This window comes from Pontibacter harenae (genome assembly GCF_020907245.1).
GTDB lineage: Bacteria > Bacteroidota > Bacteroidia > Cytophagales > Hymenobacteraceae > Pontibacter > Pontibacter harenae.
The window spans coordinates 35,171-58,608 of the sequence record NZ_JAJJWH010000013.1 but is presented as its reverse complement, the minus strand read 5'-3'; the positions used below and the strand labels follow the sequence as shown (position 1 = coordinate 58,608).

Genomic DNA, 23,438 nt, shown 5'->3' with positions numbered 1-23,438 from the left:
TTGAATAATTAATAAAAACATATGTTTCAGCGCCTGCTACTGTAGGAAAACAAACTCATCTATGAAGCATCTTCTGCCTTTTCTACTTTTCCTGGTTCTTGTTTTATTTCCTGCAGTTTCCCATGCTCAGAGTAAAGGTGAGTTGGGCGGTAAGGTAATAGACAAAGAAAAAAAGGATCCTTTGCCTTACGCTACGGTTTCGGTGTACACTGCCCAGGACACTACTTTGGTTACGTTCAGGATGAGTGACGACGACGGTATGTTTAAGATCCCGAACCTGCCGCAGGAAAAGCGCCTGCGTGTAATTATTACCATGATGGGTTATGGCGTGTACAAAAAAGAGTTTACCCTTACAACGGAGCAGCCTACCCTCCAATTAGGAGAAATAGGTATGGAGACCTCTACGAACCTGCTGAGCGAGGTGCTGATTGTGGCTGAAACTCCGCCTATACTGGTGCGAAATGATACGGTGGAATTTAATGCGGCTTCTTTCAAAACCTTGCCAACAGCATTGGTAGAGGACTTGTTGAAAAAGTTGCCAGGAGTAAGTGTTGACGGCTCTGGTAACATCAGGGTAAACGGAAAAGCGGTGAGTAAAATAATGGTGGATGGTAAAGAATTCTTTGGGAGCGACCCAAAAATTGCCAGCCGCAACCTACCAGCCAACGTGATTGAGAAGGTACAGGTGATGAACGACCCAGAGGCCCTGCGCCGCGATCCTGACATGCCAGCATCAGAGATTCCGCAGGTCATCAATCTAAAGTTTAAGAAAGGTGTTAAGAAAGGCATGTTTGGGAAAGTTTATGGAGGGGCTGGTACAGATGAACGCTATGAGGGCGGCGGTATTCTGAACATGTTCCGCGATACCATGCAGCTGAGCGTGCTCGGCTACTCAAATAACCTGAACCAGCCAGGCTTTGGCTTTGAGGAGATTTCCAGAATAGGTGGATTTGATAGAAGCGGATTTAACTCGATGATGGTGATGCGTGACGGCGGCTTTGCTTTGAACGGCATCTCTTTCGGAGGTACTGGGCAGGGCATTCAACAATCATCTGGTGCGGGCGGTAACTTTAATACGGTGTTTAAAAACGGTATAAAACTGAACCTGCAGTATTTTTATGGAGGCATAGATTCCGACCTGAACCAAATCGTGAACTCTAGCCAGTTGGTAGGGCAGGATACTATTACCTCTCGTAGGCTCAGAAACCAGTTCAGTAAGAACAACAGCCACAGAATTGGTGGTAAGTTAGATTGGAAAGTAGATTCTTTAACCGACCTAAGTTATACTCCGTCGGTGACGATTACCGATAGCAGAGCAAACCAAAATGCTTATACAAACACATACGAAGACTACGGCGAACTTTTAAACGAAAGTAACAACAGGCAAAGGTATAGTAATAACACTCTTACAATAGGCAACAGGTTGTCGTTGAGCCGAAACTTCAGGAAGAAGGGCAGAAGCCTTAACTACTATGGAAACTACGACTATAGCACTACGCTACAAGATCAATTTAACATTGCGGAGAATATTTTTTACAGGCCACAGCCCAATACTACGCTCCTGGATCAGTTACGAAACAACGACAGGTATAGCACTAAGTTCAGCAATTCTGTTTCGTATAATGAGCCTATTTCGAAGACTGTAAGTGCTGTATTCCGTCTCAATTCTGAATACTTCAACGACAATGATGCGCTCTATACTTATAATGCTGAGCCAGAAACAAATGATTATAACCAACTGGTGCCAGGCTTATCGAATGAGCTAAGGCGCACAGGTTGGCGTAACTACTTTACTACAGGCATCAAATGGAAAATAAAAGACGTGACAGTGCAGCCAGGTATACGATTTACCTCGTTGGATATCACGAATGAGTTTCAGCAGAACCCAACGATAAAGCAGGACTTCTTTTATGTTTTCCCGACGCTGAACGTTAATTGGAAAGGGCTCTATTTAAATTACAATGTAAACATGAGAGAGCCGAATGCCTCTGACCTGCAGCCTGTATTGGATAATACGAACCCCTTGTTTATCAACTACGGCAACCCTGGGTTAAGGCCTTCTATCTCAAACTCTGTAAGCCTCAATTACTATAAATACGACACCAAGCGATCGCTTAACTGGGACGTGTATTTGAGTGGCGATATTACAGAAGATGCTGTTACCCGCGAGCGCACCCTAGACGAAAACGGTGTGCAGACATCCAGACCTGTCAATACAGATGGCAACTGGCAGGTTTACAGCAGCGGTGGTTTTATGAAAGACTTTAAGTACGATAATAATAGGCAATATTCTATTGGTGGTCGTTTATGGGGTGAATACCGACGCACCTTGGTGCTGTTCAACGACATCCGTAGTTTTAGCCAGACCTGGAATTTAGAACCTTCCGTAGAGGCCAGGATGAACCTCAATGATAAGTTTGAGTTTAACCAGACCTTTTCGCTTAGGTACCAGCGCAGCACATACGAGAATGATGTGTTTGATAACCTGAAGTTTAACACCAAAACTTCCAGATCTGAAATAGTGATAAGGTTACCTAAGAAGCTTGTTTGGGAAGCCTCTTTCGATTACTGGTACAACTCTAATGTGGCCCCTGGGCTTCGGAACGACTATGGCAGGCTAAACGGAGGAGTTACCTTCCTGTTTATGAAAGATGATCGGGCGCAGCTAAAACTTTCTGTATACGATGCGCTAGACCAGAACCTAAGCGCCTACCGAAGCATCCGCGAAAACATTATAGAAGATACACAAACGGTGGTGCTGACTCGTTATGGTATGCTTACATTTACCTACAACATCCGCAACTTCGCTGGTAAAGTAGGAGGCAGAAACACTATTTTTAGATTCTAGTAAAGCAAAATAGACAACAGTTTTGTATTGGTAAACCTCAATCAGGTGCTTTTAAAAGTAACCTGGTTGAGGTTTATATTTTATTAGCTGTCATAAATTCTCAACCAAATTTAGCGGACTTCTGTACTTTTATATCTTACCCTGCTGCTATGCCGTTAGGTAATATGCTGTGCTTGTAAAGCGATGGCCAAAAGAGAGCAGGAACACGAAAAATAAAACATGTCTCGTATAGTAATTATTCTGGGGATTCTGTCCCTCCTCATGGACTGGTATGTTTACCAGGGCGTCAAGAAATTAACATCAACTTGGAAATCGAAAGGACTGAGAAAAACAGTGCGTTTGTTGTACTGGGTTTTCTTTATAGCTTTTATAATCGGCTTTGGCTACTCCATTTATGTACGGTTCTCCGAAGACAAAACAACTCCTTTGGTGCAGTGGTTCATAAATGCCTTCCTGACGCTTTTTGTGACTAAACTGGTGTTTATGCTGGTACTGTTTGCTGAGGATATTTACCGTGTAGGAGTAGCTGCTTTTCGCTTTTTCAGTGGTAAGGGGAAAGACGGAAACGGAGATAGAACTTTGCTGCCACACCGTCGAAAGTTTGTAAGCCAGGTCGGCCTTTTTATGGCAGGTATTCCTTTCTTATCTTTTTTGTACGGTGTTACAAAAGGGAAGTACGACTATCGTGTGCACCGCCAGGTGTTATACTTTGATGATTTGCCTGAGGCGTTTGATGGCTTCACTATAACGCAGCTTTCGGATGTACACTCAGGAAGTTTTGATGATGAAGAAGCCGTGCAGCGCGGTATAGAACTGGCAAAAGCACAAAAGTCAGACTTATATGTTTTTACAGGTGATATTGTAAACGATCATGCTTCTGAGCTTGTGCCTTACAAGGACAACTTCGGTCAAATTAAAGCTCCTTACGGCCAGTTTTCTATATTAGGTAACCATGATTACGGCATGTATGCCAATTGGGAGAATGATGAAGCGCGCGAGGCCAATATGCAGCGCTTAAAGCAGCACCATGCAGATATGGATTACCGCTTGCTGCTGGACGAGCACGTTAGAATTGAAAAAGATGGACAATACCTGGCGCTGCTTGGAGTAGAGAACTGGGGCAGGGGCTTTATAGAGCGAGGCGATCTAGACAAAGCGCTACAGGGCGTTGAAGAAAATGCCTTCAAAATACTGCTGTCGCACGACCCCTCGCATTGGCAGCTAATCGTGAAAGACCACCCAACACACATACACCTGACGCTTTCTGGCCACACGCACGGCATGCAGTTCGGTGTGGAAACGCCTCTCTTTAAATGGAGCCCTGTGCAGTACCGCTATGAACATTGGGCAGGTCTGGCACAGGAAAACGGGAAATCGCTGTACATAAACCGTGGCTTCGGCTTTATTGGCTTTTCTGGCAGAGTAGGTATTTGGCCAGAAATAACGGTGCTGGAACTTAGAAGAAGTTAGAGAGTTGAAGAGTTTAGGAGTGTGGGAGTTAGAAAGTTAAAAAGTTAGAAGTATTTAATGTGCCACATGTACAGCATGCTCTTTTGCCATTGATGAACCAATAAATGGGCGTTGGGGTAGGAGCGGCCCGTTCTAACTATTGCATAAAACCAACTGTCATTCTGTTAAGAAACTTGGTTGAAGGGTGGTTAAGCTTTCGCTGAAACAGTTTTAGGCTTATGGCTTGCTGCATGTATAAGAAAAGTGTGCTTATACTTTAGTTTAAATTCAAAATGAAGTATATTATGAAAAACTATGCTGAAGGCATGAAAAGGAGGTAGTTGCGCTGTAGAAGCAGGGGATTTTCGATTTGAAGTTTGGCCTGTGTAAACCGTAGGCGTAGTTTTTGCTTAGTTTATACCAAAGCATACGTTAGTAATTTGATGGCAAGGGCTTAAACTAGCGAAACAGCTACAGCATCAGAAAGTTAATTTCGATTTTTGATGTATAAGTTCGTCCGCTTTGTCGCGTTTTATACTTGGCAGAAGGGTTTAGTCAGTCATTTAAGTTCTGCGTATGACATAGTATAAGTATTGTTGGTATAAAAAAGTAAGAATAAAAGCTATGGCAATTTTTTTAACATTTATGCTCGCCTTTGTTTTGGGGTATGTATATGGCTTCCATATCAAGCCTAAGCGACGGTTGCGGCAGGCTCTAAAAGATGTAAGATCGCAATGTGTAGCTGCTTTAGAAGAAGGAAATACAGGAATCTATAAAACGATTGTAACTGAAAGAGATAAATCTTCGGAGCTTACAGTGGAGGTAAAAGAGCTGGCCATTACCCAAAATGGTTTAGTAAAAGTGCAGTATATAAGCGCCTTCTATAAAAACCCAGAGTTCAGAACAAAGAAAGGAGATGCGCTACTAAATGAAGTAAGAGATATGTTGGGTGATTTTCTGCCACTAAACGAAGTGGAATGGTATGAGAACACCGAGAAGCATGAAAGAATAAAAAAGTACCTGAATTCCCTGACTGTTACACAGTATAACCTGCTTTGAAACAAAATAAGATGGAAAAAACGGATATCACAATCGCCGAAAATAAAGAGTTGATTCAGCAGAAAGCTAAAGCCATTTCTGAGTCTATTGACCCTACCAAACCAGATAGCCTTAGCAACTTTGGCGTAGAAACCCAGCGCAAGCTAGGCTATTACTCCAATGAGCTGCTGACGAAGGTAAAGGCCAAAGACTCTGGCGATGCTGGTACCGCCATCAACGAGCTGCTCAACCAGATCAGCATGGTGAAGATAGACGAAGAGGAGAAGCCAGGTATGCTGTCGCGCATTCCTTTCATGCGCAAGTTTGTGGATAAGTCTAAGCGGATTGCCAGCCAGTATAATTCTATTTCTGAAAATGTGGACGACGTGGTGGTGAAGCTGGAAAAGACACGGCAGAGCGTGATGAAAGACACCACGAGCCTGGAAGTAATGTTCAATCAGGCGGTAGAGTACATCCATGAGATTCGGGCTGTGATTGCAGCGGGGAAGATGAAGATTGAGGAGCTTGAAACCGAGACGATACCGAAATTGCAGGCCGAGGTGGATGCAAGTGACCAGGATGAACTGGCTGTGCAGCGCCTCAGCGACATGATTGCTTTCAAGGATCGGCTAGAGAAAAAGGTACACGATTTTACGCTTTCTCATACTATAGCTACTCAGTCGATGCCGCAAATCAGGATGCTGCAGACGACGAATGATGTGCTGGCGCAGAAAATACAAAACTCAATAGTAACAGTTATACCTGTGTGGCGACAGCAGGTAGCCATTGCCTTGGGTCTGGAAAAGCAGCGAAAAGCGCTAGAGATTCAGAAAAAAGTAACGGATACCACAAATGAAATGCTGCTGAAGAACTCGCAGTTGCTCAAAACCAATGTGGTGAATGCAGCACAGGAAAATGAGCGCGGCATAGTAGATGTAGATACACTTAAGAAGGTGAACCGCGATATGGTGGAGACGCTGGATGCTGTGATAAAGATATCGGAAGAAGGAAGAAAGAAAAGGGAAGAGGCTGTAAAAGAACTGGCGGCAGTGCAGGAAGAACTAAACAGCAAGATTGTCGGCACTTTCAACAAATCGAATAAGATTGAAGTAGAATAATGGCTGGCAGAAGTAAAAAGGAAGTTGTAAAACAGCAGCACATCCTGACGCCTGACCAGGATGAGCTGCTTGATCTTTATATTAAAAATCTGGATAACTTCTTTGAAGAAATAAAAGAGTCTGAAAAAGTGGAGGTCGAAATAGAGACACTGCACCTTAAGAGAATGCTTACTAAATGATGAAATTCTGGCGTTCCTTTTTTGGCGTAGTAGATGATTCACCAACTAACAGAACTGTTATTGGCAAAAGTGCTGCGGGTGTCGATCCGAAAGATGTAAAGTATATCAAAGCCTCTAATGCCAGGTTAGCCCTGCTCCACAATCTACTGAACAGGTACAAAGGCACCTCGCACGAAGCCAAAATAAAAGAGGTTTATGACAAGACGAGCAACATACATGCTTACCTAATCAGTAAGCGCCGCATACATGATTTAGAGCTGTTCCACCTTCAGAACACAGAGCATTTTATCAATGCTTTTAAAGCCATTTTGGATGCGCACGAAAGGCACGTTACCATTACTGCGGTGCCAGCAGAGCCCGAAGAGGTAAAAGAACCAGTTGCCGACAAAAACACACCGCCCAAAGCAGTGCCCAAACCCGATAACATCTTCACAAGGCTGGAAGCTGAGGCTGAAAACCTCATCAAGCGGTTTGAGAATGAAGTATTTCAAGGTAACGGTAAAACTTATAGTGTCCCAGAACCAGACAGGCATGTTAAAAGGCAGGCTGCTACCGCGCCTACTGCAACTGTCAGAACACAGGTGCCTAGTCTTGCGCTGCCTAATGTTGCTATAGATACTTACTCAAAGGTACATTACGAAAGAGCCTCTACTGCCGATGGCGTTCTCTCTGGTGAGATATGCTTTACATCTGCAGAGCAGGAAAAGGAAAACTTTTTGCAAGCTATAGCTCCTAAATTAGGTGTGTATAAAACCGACCTTTCTTATGTTGGCAACACAATGCTGGTGCTACCTAATAGCCACGGTTTAACCCCCGCCGCTTATGTGCCAGTTGTTCGTTTGAAGGGCTGCCCTTATGCCGTAGATCTTATCAACTACCGCTTGTTTCCTGTTAAGATGCAGAGTCGAGGGCTGTAGATGTATTTACGTAAATCTTATAGTGTGCCGACTCTAATGCAACATTTTGCTTCTGTTGTTATTCTTACTTTGCTAATCCTGCTTTAAATAATTTTGTCAGTCAAAGTTATTTAAAGCATATAATTATATAAATATTTGTTTATGTTGTTTATTGAAGTTTTGGCTTATTCTATTTTAGGGAAAGCAGTTGTAAGTATTTTAGTACATTAAAAATCAGTGCTATAGGAAGTAAAGCTGATAAAATATGAAAAGTAGTTTGAAAAAGGTGCAAAAACCAAAGCTAAGTTTGGCACGTAAATAGCCCAATTCAAATTTTGAACTAACTAAAATTTTATGAAGAAGTTACTTTTTGCATTTGCTTTTGTATTAACCTCTTTTGCGGCTGCGCAGGCGCAGGCCACTTTCGGTATTAGGGGAGGTGCAAACCTTTCTAACCTTTCAGGAGATTTGCGTGACGAGAATATGTTTGAGAACAAAGTTTCTTTTCATGCTGGTGTTACGTTAGCTTTTCCTGTAGTGGAAAATTTCTTTTCCATCCAACCAGAGCTTCTTTATTCCAGAAAAGGCTTTAATACAAGTGAAGAGACATACACAAACCTGTTGCTGCAGGAGCGAAGTAGAAGAGGCAGTGTAAACTACAATTACCTTGACCTACCAGTATTGGCTAATATTAAAGCTGGTCCGCTATACTTTGAATTGGGGCCACAGTTGAGCTACTTGCTTAGTGTGAACAACGAAACAGAGGTTTACGATGGCAACGGAAACTTGATCGCTAGCAGCAACGACTCTAAAAGCAAAGAAGGCCTTTCGGAGTTTGAGATCGGATATGCAGCTGGTTTAGGCTTTACCTCTCGAAACGGAATCAGCCTTGGCGTACGCTACAACGGTGCCTTTTCAGATTTTGTGAAGGAGGATGTGAACTTTGAAGGCGACCTTACCAATGCCCGTCATTCTGTGTTTATGCTGACATTAGGTATTAGAGTACCTTCTGGCCAGTAGGTAACAAAATCCTTTAGCAACAAAAAATCATCCTTGTTCCTGGTGGGAGCAAGGATGATTTTTTATAGCAACACGTAGAAAGCAAAAAGAGGCACCACGAGCGTGGTGCCTCTTTTACAGACAAGAAATTCTATCTAAGTTAAATAGCGTGTACCATTTTCTGCTCTTCTAACTGTGCAGTTTCGCGCTCTAGTTCTTCCAGTGACTTATCTTCAAGCTCAATAGCGGTTTTCTTATCCATTCCGAACTTGGCAAGTATACGGTCGAAGCCGTAATAGATAATCGGTACTACAATCAGCGTCAGGAACATGGATGAGCTCAGACCACCGATCAAAGCCCAGGCCAAACCGTTTTTAGTTGCAGCCACAGAGCCTCCTGCCAAGGCAATCGGCAACATACCTATCACCATTGCCAGCGTTGTCATCAAAATCGGGCGGAAACGAATTCTTACTGCTTCGATAAGCGCATCTTTTACATACACGCCTTCATCTTTAAGCTTATTCGTAAAGTCCACCACCATAATCGCGTTCTTGGCAACCAGACCAATCATCATGATAATACCCAGGATAGAGAAGATACTCAATGACTGGGCAGCCAGCGCCAGGGCCAGCAAGGCTCCAATAATAGCCAAAGGTATTGAGAACAATACAACCAGCGGATACACGTAAGAGTCGTACAGTGCCACCATAATCAGGTATACAAAGATGATGGAAGCTAGCAGGGCAATACCCAGCGTACCGAAGCCTTCGCTCTGGTTCTTCATGTCACCACCAAACTCATAGGCTACACCTTGTGGAGCTTCTATCTTAGCTAGCTGTTCCTGAATCTCAGCACCCACAGAACCTGCAGGACGGCCAATTACCTGGGAGTTAACATTTACAGAAGTTACACGGTTATAGCGCTCCAACTGCGACGGACCAGTTGACTGCCTGATGTCCGCGAACTGCGCCAGGCGTACCAACTGTCCCACGTTGTTCACGAAAGACAGGTTGCCGATGTCAGTCACGCTACGGCGGTCAAATTCATCCAGACGGATGTTGATGTCATAGTCTTCAGTACCAGAACGGAAGGTAACGTCGGAGTTGCCGCTAAAAGCCAGCTGCATACTTGCTCCCACGTTCTCCAGCGATAAGCCGACATTTGCCATCTTGTCGCGATCCACTACAACTTCAATCTCAGGGTTACCACCTTCAACCGAAGTTTCAGTGTCTACAGTACCATCCACACTCTCCGTGATAGCTAGTACCTGCTGTGAGAAAGCCATCACTGAGTCCAGGTTAGAACCAGAAATAATGATTTGGATAGGAGCCTGTGCGTTACCCACCAAACCTACTGGAACTGGCGTTACTTCAACATCAGGCAGCTTGCTTTCGATATCAGCTTTGGCCTGGCGGCTAAATTGATCTGTACTGAAACTGCGTTCCTTTACATCAACCAGCGTAACAGATACATCTGCCTTATAGGCGGTGTTTTGTCCAGCCTGGGCCGATGAAGTTGTACCTACCGTAGTAAACACTTTCTCTACCTCAGGTATAGTTTGAAGGTATTCTTCTACTTGCCTTGTAGCAAAGTTTGTCTGCTCTACTGTTGCATTCTTAGGCAGCTCCAACTGAAGGCTCACTTCACCACGGTCGCCGGCAGGTATAAATTCTGAACCGATAAAGCCAAATGGCACCAGCATGAACGAAGCGACAAGCAGTAAAATGGTTACGCCTAACGTAATAAACTTATGGTTAAACGCCCACTGCAAGGTATCAGTAAAACCCTCGATTATTCTATCTAGTAAGCGCTCGAATGCCAGTATAAATCTTCCGAAGAAGTTTTTATCGGAGATGTGCTCCAGGCGAGAGAAACGGCTTGCCAAAAGTGGAATCAGGGTAAAGGCTACGAACAACGAAATCATAGTTGCTATAGCTACCACCACTGCAAACTGACGCAGGATATCTGAAACTAGACCAGATGAAAGTGCAATTGGAATAAATACCACCACGATTACTAGTGTAATGGATGTTACAGTCGCCATAATCTCACGGATACCATCATAAGCAGCCTGTGCAGGTTTTTTACCCATTTCCATGTGGCGGTGAATGTTCTCGATTACCACAATGGCATCATCTACCAGGATACCTACCACCAGCGAAAGTGCCAGCAAAGACATCAGGTTAAGTGAATAGCCAAGCAAGTACATCGCTATAAAGGTTGCTACCAACGATGCAGGTATGGAAATCATTACGATAACGGCATTGCGAAGTGAGTGCAGGAACAGCAACATTACGACGGCTACAAGTATTACCGCAATCACCAAGTCGTGCATTACAGAATCGGCAGCCTCCAGTGTAAAGTCTGAAGAGTCGCTTGCAAGGTTAAATTTCAGCCCCTGGGCAGCATATGTTTGCTCTAGTTTGGCTAGTGCCTCTTTTGTCAGGCGGCTTACTTCTACGGCGTTGGCATCAGACTGCTTTTGAATAGTGATACCTACCGAAGCATTTTGGTTAACGCGGGTCAGTACTTCAACATCTTTCTGCGTATCCTGTACCTCTGCCACATCTGCCAAGCGTACTATACCGTTCTGGTCTTCGCGGATAATCAGGTTGCGCAGCTGGTCCAGCGACTGGAACTTACCAGCCAAACGGATCTGCGTTTGGCCGCTTTCCTGCTTTATTTTACCTGTAGGGAAATCGAGGTTGGAATTACGTATCTTCTGCTGCACCTGCAGGATAGAAAGATTAAAAGCCTCCAATTTGTTCGCATCGATGTTCACCTTAATTTCGCGTTCCTGGCCACCTAGAACTTTAATAGCTGCCATGCCTGGTACTCTTGAAAGCTCTGGCTTGATCTTTTTATCGATCAGGTCATAGAATTCTGTTGCCGACATATTAGCTGTGGCACCCATTTTTATGATAGGCAGGTCGTCGAAGTCGAACTTGTTCAGAGTCGGTGCATCGGCATCTTCTGGCAGTTTCGCCAGAATGGTGTTGATCTTACGCTGAGCATCCTGTAAACTCAGGTCAACATCGGTGCCCTGGTTCAGCTGTATTGTGATGATAGAAAAGCTCTCTAAAGAGGTACTTTTCATTTCCTTCACGTTCTCCAGCGATGATAAGGCATCTTCGATTTCCTTTGTCACAGAGTTCTCCACCTCGTTAGGTGAAGCACCTGGATAAATAGTGCTTATAGTAAGCACTGGCGGGCTGAACTTAGGTAACAGCTCATAGTTTAGCGCTTGGTAGCTGACAACCCCAAGAAGTGTGAGGACGGTAAACACCACCACCACCAGGCTTGATCGCTGTATTGATAATTTGGTTATATTCATTTCTAAACTTTCTCTTTAAAAGGAATATTTCAGTTCTTAAAGCACAGACACTTTCACCCCTTCACGCAGGTTAATCTGTCCGCTTTGTACTACTTTTTCGCCAGGCTGCACACCTTCCTGTATTTCTACCTGGTCTTGTGTTACAGTACCTACACTCACTTTGCGCAAGCTAGCCTTACCGTCTTTTACCAGGTACACGCTAGGGTTCTGAATGCTACCAACAATAGCTTCACGTGGTAACAACAGTGCATCGCGCTGGTCGGCTACTTCAAAATAAGCGGTACCATACATACCAGCTCTCAGGTTATTGTTGGCTGCGTTTTTCACTTCCACTTCCACATCAAATTTCAGGGTAAGGTCGGCTTTGGCAGCGATGGCAGTAACAATGCCTTCGTATTCCTGGCTAGCACCTGCATCTGCTTTCACAGTTACTTTATCGCCTTTGCTGATGAGCAATACTTCACTTTCGGAAGCCTTTACTACCAACTTTAGTTTGTCCACATTCACGATGTCATAAAGCTTGCTTCCTGGGTTTAGGTAGGAACCTACTTCTACAAAAATCTCGTTTATCTCACCGCTGATAGGGGCTGTGATGCGTGTTTTGTTTAAGCGTTGGCGGGCAGCCACCAGCTGCGCCTGTGTAGACTTAGCAGCTAAGCGTGCGTCCTCCAGTTGGCGTTTAGTGATTGCATCGCCAGCAGCCAGGTTCTCAAAACGCTCCAGGTCTCGCTTCGCTTTTTCTGCGTTTGTTTCTGCTGTAGCTAAGTCTGCGGCCATGGTGTTGTTTTCTACCTGCACCAACAGCTCTCCAGCTTTTACTCTGTCGCCTCTGCGCTTTAAAACCCTAGTTATCTGTCCTTGTGTTTCAGACAAAAGTGTCAAGCTTTGGATTGGGGCAAAGTTGCCCTGTGCCGTAAATGACTTGTCTAGCTTGGCACTTTTAACTTCTGTTATAGCTACAGGAATGGCATCGCTCTTTATTTCAGCTACTGCTGCTTTCGCTGCCATTTGCTCTTTGTTGCTCATTAGCTTAAAGCCAACGACTCCCAAAACTGCGATAACAATTACGATATAAATCAGCTTCTTCATTTTTTTGTTATAGTGTGTTGTTATTTTGTTAATGTTGATAAATCGCCTGTTGCCTGCAGGTAGTTCAGCTGTGCCAGCTTGTACTTCAGCATTTCGTTATTCAGGTTTGTTTTTGCTTCGCGAAGGCTTACTTCTGCTTCGAGTAAATCTGTAAGCGGTGATATGCCTTCTTTATAAAGTTGGTTTGTTGTATCGTATACTTCTTGTGCCAGCGTTACATTGCGCTCCTGCGCCTGTATGGCATTAGAACTATTCTGTAATTGGCTAACTGAGTTTTCTAACTGAACCAGCGTGCTGTTCTGCAGTTTCTCGTGGTCAGCCTCCAGTGATTTTATAGCATATTCGTTCTGCTTCACCTGGGCATGCTTTCTGAAGCCATCGAAAATAGGAACGTTCATTTGCAGGCCAATCACGCCTGTATTAAACCACGGCTGGCTTCCATCGAACAGGTTAAATTCTTTGCGTTGGGCAGAGTATAAATAAGTGCCAGTAAGCGCAAGGGAAGGATAGTAACCAGACTTGATGTTCTTTGTCTGTAACTCGGAAAGCTCTTTTTGCTTACTTAGCAACTGTAGTTGTGTTTGCTTCTGCAGAACAGCATCTTTATTAGCCATGGCTACCTGTGGGTCCAGCAAAATCTGCGCTTCCTCCAGTACTAGTTTTTCCTCCAGAGGCATACCCATAAAGAATTTTAATAGGTTAATTTGCTGTACAAGAGCCGAGGTTAAAGCTTCTTTCTGTGTTTCCAAGTTAGTTTTATTTACTCTGATGCGGTTCACATCCACTTTTTTAACCAGGTCGTTTTCGTACTGTAACTGCAGGATTCTTTCCAGTTGCTCCAGCCTTTCGAGATTAGCGTTGATGGTGCTAAACTGCTCCTTAGTCTGTAGTGTCTGAAAATAAGCAGATCCGACGTTGTAAATAACCTGTTCTTCAGTCATCTGCTTGCGCAAGCGGTAAAGGTCATCCGTACTTTTGGCAGCCTGTAAGCCTACAAAATAAGAGTTGTTGAACAGCAGTTGTGAAAACTGAATTCCACCCTGGGCATTGTATTTGGTGCCAAACTGTACCGCAATCATCTCATCAGGTTTACCCTCAAACACGTTCGGGATAACCTGAACAGGAATAGAAGGGTAAATGTCTAGCTTTCCAAAGCCATTGATCTGCGGAAGGCCGTTACTCTTCGCTTCTTTTATAAGGTACTGTGCACTCAGTTCATCATAAGAAGCCTTTCTTATGTCTTCGTTATGTTCCAGAGCATAAGAAACAGCCTTTTGCAGGTTAAATTCCTGCACCTGTGGCTGCGTTTGTGCAAAGGCAGGCTGCAGGAAAAGGAGCGCTAGCAAGCCTGCAAAAATAGATTTGGTGTTCACGTTTATAGTATTTAGTTTTTAGGTGTATAGTTAGTTTAGAATTAAAAGAACTAAAAGTCGTAAGAATTAGCTCTTCTTATTCTGTTCTTCCCATTTGGCCAGTAGGTTTGGGAGTTCCTGGTGTAGGTAGTCTAAAAAACTGATAAAGTCTTGCAGGCCTTCATCACTCTCGTCGCAGTTTCTATTTCGAACTTCGAGTACTTGGCGTAGTAAAACATTGAATCCAGTTAGATCATCAATCTTTCTGGTAAAAGCTTCGCGCCAGTTCGAAATCTTCATCTTAAAGTAGCGCTTTCTGTCGCCAGGAAAGGTAATGTATTCCAGATGCTCTGTCCTGAGAAGGAGGTTAAGAGCATTGCTTGTGGCGCTTTTGCTAATGCTAAGTGCCTCTGTTATTTCATCAAATGTAAGCTCCCTCTTATCACTAACAATCATTAGCCCCATCACACGAGCAGCAGCTGGTTGTATGCCGTTGTTCTCATGCCAAACACCTATTTGCTCTATCAGCGTTCGCTGTTGATCCGTCAAATTCATCTTTTCTGTTGTATTCACTTATGAGTAACGATGCAAAGTTAAAACTTAGTTTCATTAGTTCATAATTTTAAGAACTAACTTTCCATAATATTTTTACCTGTTGAAAAAATGTTTAACCGAGGGAGAAAATATTTTTTAAAACTGGGACTTTCTGATAGACAATAGTTGGGTAGATGTTGGTTTCTTTTTTAAGAAGATTGCTCTGGTTTATTGTGAAAAGTTTTATCAGCTCTTCTGGATTAGGGTGGGAGTGGGCACTTTGAACGGGTTGATGTGCTGATGTCCTATAATGCTAAAAGGGGCTGCTCCGAATTACGGACAGCCCCTAGAAACAATCAACTAGTTAGACTTACAAAATGATTAATAGTTAGTGTGCGGTATTAGTTAATCGAAAAATAGTTAGAAAATAGAGCGTTAGACTTATGTATAGTTAGTGTAAAATGTAGTTAGGCTTATATGTGTTATGAGAAAATTCTATATTTATAGTTAGCTTATATTCAATCAAATACTTACGTTAAACATTAGCTTGCTTTTATTCATGTAGCTGTTCAGGTTGTCGAGCGCCTTATAAATAAGCTTGTAAACCGATGTTTGGTCAATTCCCATAATCTGGGCAATTTCCTTTGCATTCAGGTCTGCGAAATACCTTAAGAATATGGCTTCCCGCTGCCTTTCCAGAAGTTGAGATAACAATGCTCTTACCACATGCTGTGTCTGTTCCTGCATTTGCTCAATAATAAGGGTTGCTTCGTACGGTGGCTCCGACGGAAGCAAATGCTCTTCGGGTAAAGGAAAAGCTAAATGCGTTTGCCGCTTAGCCAATTCTCTCCTTAGTGCCTTTAGCAAATAAGTTCTGACACAGACTGGTGTTCCAAGACGTTCACGTGAGTTCCACACGTTTAAATATACCTGCTGTACACTATCTCTTACAATATCGCTATCATTACTCAGCTTGTGCCCGTAACGAAGCATAAGTGGAGCATGTCTTCTGTAAATTAGAGAGAAGGCAGCTTCGCTTCCTTTTCTTAAGTTTTCCCATGCTTGTAGCTCATTCATCATTCAGGACTTCACAGTGGCTAACCAGAGACAGACTTTCAATCGCTAAGGTGCAACATTATTTTGAAATAACAAAATTAAAAGTGAGCACTTGCGCATTATACGGTAAAATTAATTTAATGTTAAGGAGTAGTTGTGAGTATTTGCTCATATTGAGTTGTTATGGCATAGTTCCACTTCTTGTTTCGAAAAGCTGCGACGGTATGTGAGGAAAACAGTGCCGCAAGTTCATTTCAATGTCTGGTAATGATAGCAGTATATAGGTGGGTTTGTGTGTTAAGTTCTTCTTCGCCATAATTTAAAAGCTTTTTGTTTGCTTGTTAACTGTAGTAATAGAGCTGTGGGTTTTGCCTGCAACAAATTTTCTGATAGCTTTACTTACAGAGTCAGATACTAAAAATCCATATCATGAGGCTACTTTTTGTTTTTCTGCTGTTGTTCGGAATGATTTACCATGCTTTAGGGCAGGAGCGCAAAAGAGCAAGAGCATTCGGTGTAAAGATTGGAGTGCTTGCAACAGGTGAGTATAATGCCATTACAGATGTGCCAGGTGTAAAAGTTGGCCACACTACCATCAAGCAAGCAGATGATGTGCGTACAGGAGTTACAGTAGTGGTGCCGCACAGCGGGAATGTATTTCAGGATAAAGTACCTGCTGCAGTTTATGTTGGGAATGGCTTCGGTAAACTGGCAGGCAGTACGCAAGTGCAGGAACTGGGGAACTTGGAAACACCTATAGTTTTAACAAACACTTTAAGTGTGGGTACAGCCATGAACGCCATGGTCGGGCTTGTGTTGGAGCAGCCTGGAAATGAAAGGGTGCAGTCGGTAAATGCCGTAGTGGGAGAGACAAACGATGGCTACCTGAACGATATAAGAGGCAGGCATATAAATGAGGTGCATCTGGCAGAGGCCTTGCGGCATGCAACAGGAGGTGCGGTAGCGGAAGGTAATGTAGGAGCAGGTACAGGTACCGTTTGTTTTGGTTTTAAGGGAGGTATAGGCACTTCGTCACGAAAGCTGCCCCAGAGCCTTGGCGGCTATACGGTAGGGGTGCTGGTGCAATCTAACTTCGGCGGCAATCTGCAAATTGATGGCGTACCCGTAGGAGAAGCACTCGGACAGTTTTCTTACAGCAAGCAGATCATGGAATCGGCAGACGGATCATGTATGATTGTGGTGGCGACCGATGCGCCCGTGGATGCTCGTAACCTGGAACGTATGGCAAAGCGTGCCATTATGGGGTTAGCAAAAACAGGCGGCATAGCCTCGAACGGAAGCGGAGATTATGTCATTGCTTTTTCCTCTCACCCTGATTTGCGAATTCCATATACTACCTCAGAAAAAACTCAAACAGTAACTTTGCTTCGCAACGACGAAATGTCTCCTTTGTTTATGGCTACAATTGAGGCAACGGAGGAAGCCATCATCAACTCTCTTTTTAAAGCTGAAACCATGAAGGGAAAAGAAGGCCGTGTGGTTGAGGCGCTACCAGTAGAAAAAGTGATCAAAATAATGAAGAAACACAATGCACTCAACTAGCGAAATTTATGCATTTATTCATGGGGAGTTTATACCTCTAAGTAAAGCTTTCCTGCACGTAGGCGACCTTTCAGTTCAGCGTGGTTATGGCATATTCGACTTCTTTAAGGTGGAGGACGGACATCCTTTATTTCTGGATGATTACCTGCTGCGGTTTTACCAATCTGCCAAAATGATGGAGCTGCCTGTAATCTATTCTAAAGATGAACTGAAAGCCAAAATTTATGAGCTTATTCAGAAAAACAATTTTGGAACTTCTGGTATAAAAATGATTTTGACAGGAGGCTATTCAGCTAATGGATACGATCCTGCTGAACCTAACTTTATCATGATTCAGCAGCCACTTGCGCTGCCTGGGCAGGAGGTAATAGCCAAAGGTCTGAAGATAATTACGCATGCGTATGTGCGGGAAATTCCTGCGGCTAAAACTATTAACTATACCATGGGTGTTCGGCTGATAAAGGAAATAAAAGCACAAGAAGCTCAGGATGTGCTATATCAGCGTAATAGCGAAGTGACAGAGTTGCCGCGCTGCAATTTCTTTATCGTAAAGCAAGATGATACTATCGTTACTCCGAGCCAGGATGTGCTTTATGGAGTAACAAGAAAGAATGTATTAGAACTTGCCAGCAAAAAGTATAAAGTAGAAGAGGGGACAGTAACCTTGGCGGATATAAAGGAAGCAAAAGAGGCTTTCTTGACAAGCACGACCAAAAGAATTTTGCCCGTGGTACAAGTGGGTGCCAATGTGATTGGGAACGGTAAACCTGGTGCCATCACGCTTTCGTTGTTGGATGAATTGATAACGCTTGAAGAGCAGCATTTAACTGCCTTGGTTAAAGGGTAAAAAAAGGGGGTAAAAGAGGAGTACTGTTTGTTTTGCGTGCACGCTTTTTATAAGTGCCGAAAGTATACAGGTATGGCATTTACTTGAACAGCATTGCTGCTTCAGGTATATTGCAGAAAAGAAATTTCGTTCTAAATAACTACTCTTGAAAAAAATAAGTCTACTTTCAATCCTTTTGGTGCTACTTGGTTTTGGGCTGGTGCATGCACAGAAAAACAAACCTATAGATAAAAAGGCCACCAGAGAAACAAAGGCTCTTTTTAAAAATATGAAAAAGCTTTCGAAGAAGCATACCTTATTCGGACACCAGCATGCTACCGAGTATGGGCATGGTTGGGCTGGCGATGAAGATCGTTCTGATGTGAAATCTGTGGTGGGCTCACATCCCGCTGTTATCGGTGTAGACTTTAGCGGTTTTTCTGGCCGACCACCCGAAGCTGTACAGAAAGCAAAGGATGCGCTTAGGAAGAACGTGGTAGATACTTATAACCGTGGCGGTGTAACAACAGTTGCCTGGCATTTTTCAAATCCCGTTTCTGGCGGTGGTTTTTATTGGGTTGATTCTCTCTCGAAACCTGCTGTAAAGTATATTATACCTGGCGGTGAGGCACATGAGCAATACAAAGAGATTCTGAGCGGCATAGGGAAGTGGGCCAACAGCCTAAAAGGTAAAGATGGAACGTTGGCGCCTGTTATTTTCAGGCCATATCATGAGTTTGACGGTGGCTGGTTCTGGTGGGGTAAACCTTATACATCAAGGGAGGAGTTTATTTCTTTGTGGCGCTTTACGGTTTCTTATCTGCGCGACAGCCTGGATGTGCACAACTTTATTTATGCCTTCTCTCCCGATGTTAAATTCGACTCTGAAGCTGAATTTTTGGAAAGGTATCCTGGCGACGAGTGGGTAGACATGGTGGGCATGGATAACTACGGCGACATGGGCCGCGACCGCTATGACATTGAAACAGCTGCCAGAAAACTTAAAATTGTTTCTGATTACGCCAAAGAACATGGTAAGTTAGCTGCTTTTACCGAAACAGGCCTGGAATCTATTCCTAACCCTACCTGGTGGACGGAGACGCTGCTGAAAGTAATGAAACGAGATGATCTGCAACTGGCTTACGTGTTGGTGTGGCGAAACGATGTGCGAAGTCCTACGCACTATTATGCACCTTTCCCTGGGCACCCGAGCATTCCTGACTTTCTTGAGTTTTACAATGATCCTTATACTTTGTTTGAAAAGGATTTGAAGAATATTTATAATAAGAAGAGAAAGTAAAATAACTGCTCCTCCTATTATACTTTAAACGACAGAGGCCGCTGTGGAAACAGAGTGGCCTCTGTCGTTTAAGGAGCTTTTTCCTGTAGATATATTTATGATTCTGACTATATTTAAGCTATGGATACATAGGCTTATTCAATAGTGTAAAAGTTGTTCCCTTCGCTTAAATATTACAGGCTAGGCTTTTGCATCTTTTGTTTAAACACACTGACTACTATTTCTTCTAAACTTAACTAGATGGTGTTAAAAAGATTTCTACAAATTACGGCGCTTGGTGGCTCTTTGCTTTCTCTAACAGGCACAGCCCATGCGCAAGGTACACGCCTGCTTCGGCAACCAACTATAAGTAATAGCCATATCGCTTTTGTGTATGCTAACGACCTGTGGGTGGCTGATCGCAAGCAAGGAAGTAATGATTTGGGCTTTGCCCGCAGGCTTACCTCTAACGAAGGCGCTGAAACAAATCCGCATTTATCGCCAGACGGAAAATGGATTGCATTTACAGGTCAGTACGATGGCAATACCGATGTTTACTTGGTGCCAGTGGAGGGCGGACAGCCAAAACGTTTAACCTGGCACCCAGGTAGCGACGATGTTACAGGCTGGACACCCGATGGCAAATCAGTGCTTTTTGTTTCGGCACGCGATGGGTATCCAACCGCTAACTCCAAATTCTATAAAGTCTCGGTAGATGAAGGAATGCCTGAGGCTTTAAAAATACCACAAGCTGCCAATGGTGAAATATCCGAGGACGGTCAGTATGCTGCTTATCAGCCTATCTCGTTCTGGGACACTGAGTGGCGCAACTACAGAGGAGGTCAGGCACAACCAATATGGATAGTTGACCTAAAAAGTTATGCCCTGAATCAGACGCCCCAGGCAAACAAAGAAAGGCATACCAACCCTGTGTGGATGGACGGCGTGGTTTATTTTTTATCGGAGCGGGACTTTGCTAATAACGTCTGGAGCTATAACCCGAAAACTGAGGAACTGAAGCAGCACACTTTTCATAAGCAGTTCGATTGTAAGAACCTGGATGCTGGCGGAGGCATGGTTGTCTATGAACAAGGAGGCTACTTGCACTTGCTGAACCCAAATACAAACGAAACACAACAGCTGACTATAGAAGTTAGAGGCGACTTTGATTGGGCCAGGCCTCGCTGGGCTGATGTTTCGCCTACCCAGCTGACGCATGCATCGCTAAGTCCTGGTGGCAAGCGTGCTTTATTTGAATCTAGAGGAGAAATTATTACTGTACCCAAAGAAGAAGGTGATTGGCGCAATATCACACGTACTTCAGGTGCGGCAGACCGCTACCCGACCTGGTCGCCAGACGGTAGCAAGATTGCCTGGTTTTCCGATGCCAGTGGGGAGTATAAACTTTTAATAGGGGATCAGGAAGGTTTAATTAAACCGCGAACTATTGATATCCCGAACCCCACCTTCTTCTTTCGCCCAGAGTGGTCGCCAAATAACAAATTCATAGCTTTTACAGACACAGATTATAACCTCTGGTACGTGGAAGTGGCTTCTGGTAAAATTAGGAAAGCTGATACTGAAGGTTACGCGCACCCAGACAGAACATTGAATCCCGTATGGTCGCCAGACAGTAAGTGGATTGCTTATACCCGTCTGCTGGAGAATCAGTTTAAAGCCGTGAAAGTACATAATGTGGAGACAGGCCAAACGCTACAGCTAACAGATAACATGGCAGATGCGCTTTCGCCAGTGTGGGATGAGAGCGGCAAGTACTTGTATTTTCTTGCAAGTACAAACTATGGTCTGAACACAGGCTGGCTCGATATGAGCAGCTACGACCATCCTGTAACCAGAAGCCTTTATATGATGGTGCTTTCAAAAGATACCCCATCGCCGCTTCTGCCGAAAAGTGATGAAGAACTCGCCCGAAATGAGGAGTCGGAGGAACAGGAGCTAAGTCTGCAGGATGGTAAGGCTAAGAGTAAGAAAAAAGAGCCTAGAACCAGTAGCGGACAAAAAGGCGAGGCAAAAGTTGTAAAGCCTTCGGTACAGGTAAAGATAGATATGGAAGACCTGAGCCAGCGCATTATAGCTATTGATGTACCTGAACGTAACTACACCGCTTTGCTGCCAGGCCCCGAAGGGCAGGTTTTTTACCTAGAGAGCATTCAGAACCAAAGTGGCGAAACGCTGTACCGCTATAGTTTAGAGGACAATAAATCGACAGAATACCTGACGAAAGTAAATGATGCCTCGGTATCGTTTGATCGAAAAAGCTTGCTGTACAGAAGCGGAGGCAGTTGGAGCATTGTGAAAACATCTGGAAGTGCGCCTAAAGCTGGCGAAGGAAAACTGAGTATTTCTGACATCAAAGTAAAAGTAACACCAGCGGAAGAGTGGAAACAGATTTTCAGGGAAGGCTGGCGCTACCAACGCGATTTTCTTTATGTAGACAACACCCATGGAGCGCCATGGAACCAAATTTGGGAGTGGTACAGTCCGTGGCTGGAGCATGTGCGCCATCGTTCGGAGCTGCACTATATGATTGATATACTTGGTGGTGAAATCTCGGTAGGCCACTCCTATACTTCAGGTGGCGATTTCCCTGATGTGAAACGGGTGTCTATTGGTTTGTTGGGCGCAGATTATGAAGAGAGCAACGGCTACTACCGCATTAGCCGCATCTATAGCGGTGAAGCATGGAACCCAGACTTGCGCGCACCGCTTCGGGCACCTGGTCTAAACATAAACCAGGGAGATTACATTTTGGCTGTGAACGGCATAGAAGTGAAAGCACCAGAGAACCTGTACAAGTTTTTCGAGGCTACTGCCGACAAGCAAACCGTTCTGCGTATCAACAACAAACCAACCATGCAAGGCTCACGGCTTGTGACAGTGGTGCCAATATCAAGTGAGAGCGGCTTAAGGCGTATGGCCTGGATTGAAGGTAACCGCAGAAAAGTAGATGAATTGTCTGGCGGTAAGCTTGCCTATGTATATGTGCCGAATACTGGCCAGGGCGGCTATACCTATTTTAACAGGTACTACTTTGGACAGCAGGAGAAGAAAGGTGCTGTGATAGACGAGCGCAACAACGGTGGCGGTTCCGCAGCCGATTATATGGTAGATATCATGAACAGAGACCTCCATGGCTATTTTAATAGTAAAGTAGGTGATCATCGTCCGTTTACGACACCTATGTCTGGTATATGGGGGCCGAAGGTAATGATCATAAACGAAATGGCTGGTTCTGGTGGAGACTTGCTGCCTTACCTTTTCCGCAGGATGGAGATTGGACCTTTAGTTGGCACCCGTACCTGGGGCGGCCTTGTAGGCACCTGGGACACGCCTCCGTTTATAGATGGTGGCCGTATGGTAGCACCACGCGGTGGCTTTGTAGATGCAGAGGGCCAATGGGCAGTAGAAGGCGAAGGAGTAGCGCCAGACATAGAAGTGCTGAACAAACCAGCCGATGTGATAGCAGGTAGAGACCCGCAACTAGAGCGTGCTGTAGAAGAGGCCTTAAACCTTCTGAAAACGCAGGAGGTGAAGCTGAAGCCAGAACCCGCAGCGCCTAAGAGGTGGTTACGACCTGAGGGATGGGAGAAAGATGTGCAAACTATAAATGAATAAAAAAAGAAAGGCCACCGTTAGGTGGCCTTTCTTTTTTTATGAATGAAGTGTGTAAAGGTGGTGTTGAAGGATTTTACCTTTGTAGCTTCTGTTCATCCTCAGTTTTAGATATCTATTGTTTTATAGTTAGTTTTGGTGCGCTCCAAGTCCGCGGGGACTCGTTTTTCCATTCAGCGCTGCTTTCGTTTCCTGCCTAACGGCTGCCGCTCGCGCAGCACCAGAACCTCTCGAGTCGCCTCATG

General features: G+C 44.2%; 16 protein-coding genes. 11 read left to right on the top strand and 5 right to left on the bottom strand.

The window, feature by feature from the left end; translation table 11 throughout:
- Positions 1 to 61 precede the first annotated feature (61 nt).
- The 7 genes from LN893_RS08980 (at position 62) to LN893_RS08950 (ending at position 8,548) form a co-directional block, all read left to right on the top strand.
- Positions 62 to 2,848 carry an outer membrane beta-barrel protein gene (locus LN893_RS08980; RefSeq protein WP_229969479.1) on the top strand — a complete coding sequence of 929 codons (2,787 nt, stop codon included), beginning with the start codon at positions 62 to 64 and terminating at the stop codon, positions 2,846 to 2,848.
- 219 nt (positions 2,849 to 3,067) lie between these two features.
- Positions 3,068 to 4,318 carry a metallophosphoesterase gene (locus tag LN893_RS08975; RefSeq protein ID WP_229969478.1) on the top strand — a complete coding sequence of 417 codons (1,251 nt, stop codon included), beginning with the start codon at positions 3,068 to 3,070 and terminating at the stop codon, positions 4,316 to 4,318.
- Positions 4,319 to 4,921: 603 nt separating this feature from the next.
- Entirely contained in the window at positions 4,922 to 5,356 is a 435-nt protein-coding gene (locus tag LN893_RS08970) for a hypothetical protein (RefSeq protein WP_229969477.1), read from the top strand.
- 11 nt (positions 5,357 to 5,367) lie between these two features.
- Positions 5,368 to 6,453: a toxic anion resistance protein gene (locus LN893_RS08965; RefSeq protein WP_229969476.1), complete on the top strand. Its 1,086-nt coding sequence runs from the start codon at positions 5,368 to 5,370 to the stop codon at positions 6,451 to 6,453.
- Positions 6,453 to 6,632 (top strand): hypothetical protein, encoded by a 180-nt coding sequence (locus tag LN893_RS08960; protein WP_229969475.1) that lies wholly within the window; start codon positions 6,453 to 6,455, stop codon positions 6,630 to 6,632. Before LN893_RS08965 ends, LN893_RS08960 begins: the two co-directional genes overlap by 1 nt.
- Positions 6,629 to 7,549 carry a hypothetical protein gene (locus tag LN893_RS08955; protein ID WP_229969474.1) on the top strand — a complete coding sequence of 307 codons (921 nt, stop codon included), beginning with the start codon at positions 6,629 to 6,631 and terminating at the stop codon, positions 7,547 to 7,549. The genes LN893_RS08960 and LN893_RS08955 overlap by 4 nt, the downstream gene beginning before the upstream one ends.
- 333 nt (positions 7,550 to 7,882) lie before the next feature.
- A complete protein-coding gene (locus LN893_RS08950; RefSeq protein WP_229969473.1) occupies positions 7,883 to 8,548 on the top strand; it encodes a porin family protein in 666 nt (221 codons plus the stop codon).
- Between the two features lie 139 nt (positions 8,549 to 8,687).
- Here LN893_RS08950 and LN893_RS08945 read toward each other — a convergent pair whose 3' ends face one another.
- The 5 genes from LN893_RS08945 to LN893_RS08925 all read right to left on the bottom strand — a co-directional run bounded on the left by LN893_RS08945 (position 8,688) and on the right by LN893_RS08925 (position 15,916).
- Positions 8,688 to 11,861 carry an efflux RND transporter permease subunit gene (locus LN893_RS08945; protein ID WP_229969472.1) on the bottom strand — a complete coding sequence of 1,058 codons (3,174 nt, stop codon included), beginning with the start codon at positions 11,859 to 11,861 and terminating at the stop codon, positions 8,688 to 8,690.
- Positions 11,862 to 11,897: 36 nt separating this feature from the next.
- Positions 11,898 to 12,950, bottom strand: a complete 1,053-nt coding sequence (locus LN893_RS08940) for an efflux RND transporter periplasmic adaptor subunit (RefSeq protein ID WP_229969471.1) — start codon at positions 12,948 to 12,950, stop codon at positions 11,898 to 11,900.
- 20 nt (positions 12,951 to 12,970) lie between these two features.
- On the bottom strand, positions 12,971 to 14,323 hold the full coding sequence (locus LN893_RS08935) for a TolC family protein (protein WP_229969470.1): 1,353 nt from the start codon (positions 14,321 to 14,323) through the stop codon (positions 12,971 to 12,973).
- A gap of 66 nt (positions 14,324 to 14,389) precedes the next feature.
- Positions 14,390 to 14,857 carry a GbsR/MarR family transcriptional regulator gene (locus LN893_RS08930; RefSeq protein WP_229969469.1) on the bottom strand — a complete coding sequence of 156 codons (468 nt, stop codon included), beginning with the start codon at positions 14,855 to 14,857 and terminating at the stop codon, positions 14,390 to 14,392.
- Between the two features lie 501 nt (positions 14,858 to 15,358).
- The gene (locus LN893_RS08925) at positions 15,359 to 15,916 is read right to left on the bottom strand and encodes an RNA polymerase sigma factor (protein WP_229969468.1); all 558 of its coding nucleotides are present in this window, start codon (positions 15,914 to 15,916) and stop codon (positions 15,359 to 15,361) included.
- A gap of 405 nt (positions 15,917 to 16,321) precedes the next feature.
- On the opposite strand from LN893_RS08925, the gene LN893_RS08920 reads away from it, so the two are divergent.
- The 4 genes from LN893_RS08920 to LN893_RS08905 all read left to right on the top strand — a co-directional run bounded on the left by LN893_RS08920 (position 16,322) and on the right by LN893_RS08905 (position 23,196).
- Positions 16,322 to 17,455 carry a DmpA family aminopeptidase gene (locus tag LN893_RS08920; protein ID WP_229969467.1) on the top strand — a complete coding sequence of 378 codons (1,134 nt, stop codon included), beginning with the start codon at positions 16,322 to 16,324 and terminating at the stop codon, positions 17,453 to 17,455.
- Positions 17,442 to 18,302: an aminotransferase class IV gene (locus tag LN893_RS08915; protein WP_229969466.1), complete on the top strand. Its 861-nt coding sequence runs from the start codon at positions 17,442 to 17,444 to the stop codon at positions 18,300 to 18,302. Before LN893_RS08920 ends, LN893_RS08915 begins: the two co-directional genes overlap by 14 nt.
- 178 nt (positions 18,303 to 18,480) lie before the next feature.
- On the top strand, positions 18,481 to 19,581 hold the full coding sequence (locus LN893_RS08910) for a glycoside hydrolase family 26 protein (protein ID WP_369427666.1): 1,101 nt from the start codon (positions 18,481 to 18,483) through the stop codon (positions 19,579 to 19,581).
- A 240-nt stretch (positions 19,582 to 19,821) separates the two neighbouring features.
- Positions 19,822 to 23,196, top strand: coding sequence for a S41 family peptidase (locus LN893_RS08905; protein WP_229969465.1), 3,375 nt, complete (start codon positions 19,822 to 19,824; stop codon positions 23,194 to 23,196).
- The last annotated feature ends 242 nt before the right edge of the window (positions 23,197 to 23,438 follow it).